This is a genomic window from Achromobacter xylosoxidans (genome assembly GCF_002192695.1).
In the GTDB taxonomy this organism is placed as follows: domain Bacteria; phylum Pseudomonadota; class Gammaproteobacteria; order Burkholderiales; family Burkholderiaceae_B; genus Achromobacter; species Achromobacter xylosoxidans_C.
Map to the genome: position 1 here is coordinate 1 of NZ_MTLG01000092.1, position 1,698 is coordinate 1,698.

The following is a 1,698-nucleotide window of genomic DNA, read 5'->3' on the forward strand; positions in this document are numbered from 1 at the left end:
CCTTCAATACTGCTGCGCGTTGCGGCTTACAGCGCGCCGGTCAGTTCAGGCACGACCTGGAACAGATCGCCCACCAGGCCATAATCGGCCACGCCGAAGATCGGCGCTTCCGGGTCCTTGTTGATGGCCACGATGACCTTCGAGTCCTTCATGCCGGCCAGGTGCTGGATGGCGCCCGAGATACCAACCGCCACGTACAGCTGCGGCGCGACGATCTTGCCGGTCTGACCGACTTGCCAGTCGTTAGGCGCATAGCCGGCGTCGACCGCGGCGCGCGAGGCGCCCAGCGCCGCGCCCAGCTTGTCGGCCAGCGGATCCAGGATCTTGAAGTTTTCGGCGCTGCCCAGACCGCGGCCGCCGGAGACGACGACGCGCGCGCCGGCCAGTTCCGGACGGTCGCTCTTGGCGACTTCACGGCCCACGAAAGTGGACAGGCCCGAATCGGCCACGGCGGCGACGTCTTCCACCGCACCCGAACCGCCTTGCGCGGCCACGGCGTCAAAGCCGGTGGTGCGCACGGTGATGACCTTGACGGCGTCGGCCGACTGCACCGTGGCAATCGCGTTGCCGGCGTAGATCGGGCGCTGGAAGGTGTCGGCGGATTCCACGCCGATGATGTCGGAGATCTGCGCCACGTCCAGCTTGGCAGCCACGCGCGGGGCCACGTTCTTGCCCGAGGCGGTCGCCGGGAACAGGATGTGGCTGTAGCCCGAAGCCACCGCCAGCACCTGGGCGGCGACGTTCTCGGCCAGGCCGTCGGCCAGCTGCGGCGCGTCGGCCAGCAGGACCTTGGCCACGCCTGCGGCGGCGGCGGCCTGGTCGGCCACGGCGCGCGCGTTGGCGCCGGCGACCAGCACATGCACGTCGCCTCCGATCTTGGCGGCGGCGGCGACGGCGTTCAGGGTTGCGCCCTTGAGCTGGGCGTTATCGTGTTCGGCAATAACCAGCGTCGTCATGTTCAGACCACCTTCGCTTCATTCTTGAGTTTGTCCACCAGGGCCGCGACATCGGCCACCTTGATGCCGGCCTTGCGGGCGGGCGGCTCGCTGACCTTCAGCGTCTTCAAGCGCGGCGCGGCGTCCACGCCCAGCTCTTCAGGCGTGACGGTGTCCAGCTGCTTCTTCTTGGCCTTCATGATGTTGGGCAGCGTGACGTAGCGCGGCTCGTTCAGGCGCAGGTCGGTGGTGACGATGGCCGGCAGCTTCAACGTCAGCGTTTCCAGGCCGCCGTCGACTTCACGCGTAACCGTAACCTTGCCGTCGGCCAGTTCGACCTTGCTGGCGAACGTGGCTTGCGGCCAGTCCAGCAGCGCGGCCAGCATCTGACCAGTCTGGTTGGCGTCGTCGTCGATGGCTTGCTTGCCCAGGATCACCAGTTGCGGCTGCTCCTTGTCGACCAGCGCCTTCAACAGCTTGGCCACGGCCAGCGGCTGGAGTTCGGCATCGGTCTGCACCAGCACGCCGCGGTCGGCGCCGATGGCCATGGCGGTGCGCAGCGTTTCCTGGCATTGCGCAACGCCGCAAGAAACCGCCACGACTTCAGCCACGGCGCCCTTCTCCTTCAGGCGGGTCGCTTCCTCGACGGCGATTTCGTCAAAGGGGTTCATGGACATCTTCACATTGGCGATATCCACGCCGGTTTGATCAGACTTGACGCGCACCTTGACGTTGTAGTCAACGACGCGTTTGACAGGTACCA

2 protein-coding genes are annotated in these 1,698 nt (G+C 66.7%); both read right to left on the minus strand.

Annotated features, from left to right (window positions below):
- Positions 1-26 precede the first annotated feature (26 nt).
- Positions 27-956 carry an electron transfer flavoprotein subunit alpha/FixB family protein gene (locus BRO63_RS23460; protein ID WP_088142113.1) on the minus strand — a complete coding sequence of 310 codons (930 nt, stop codon included), beginning with the start codon at positions 954-956 and terminating at the stop codon, positions 27-29.
- Positions 957-958: 2 nt separating this feature from the next.
- On the minus strand, positions 959-1,698 hold a 740-nt coding region (locus BRO63_RS23465), incomplete at its 5' end, for an electron transfer flavoprotein subunit beta/FixA family protein (protein ID WP_088142114.1).

What these genes read in the sequence shown, in the direction of transcription:
- BRO63_RS23460 (WP_088142113.1), bottom strand. Translation starts at nt 956, where the DNA reads ATGACGACGCTGGTTATTGCCGAACACGATAACGCCCAGCTCAAGGGC.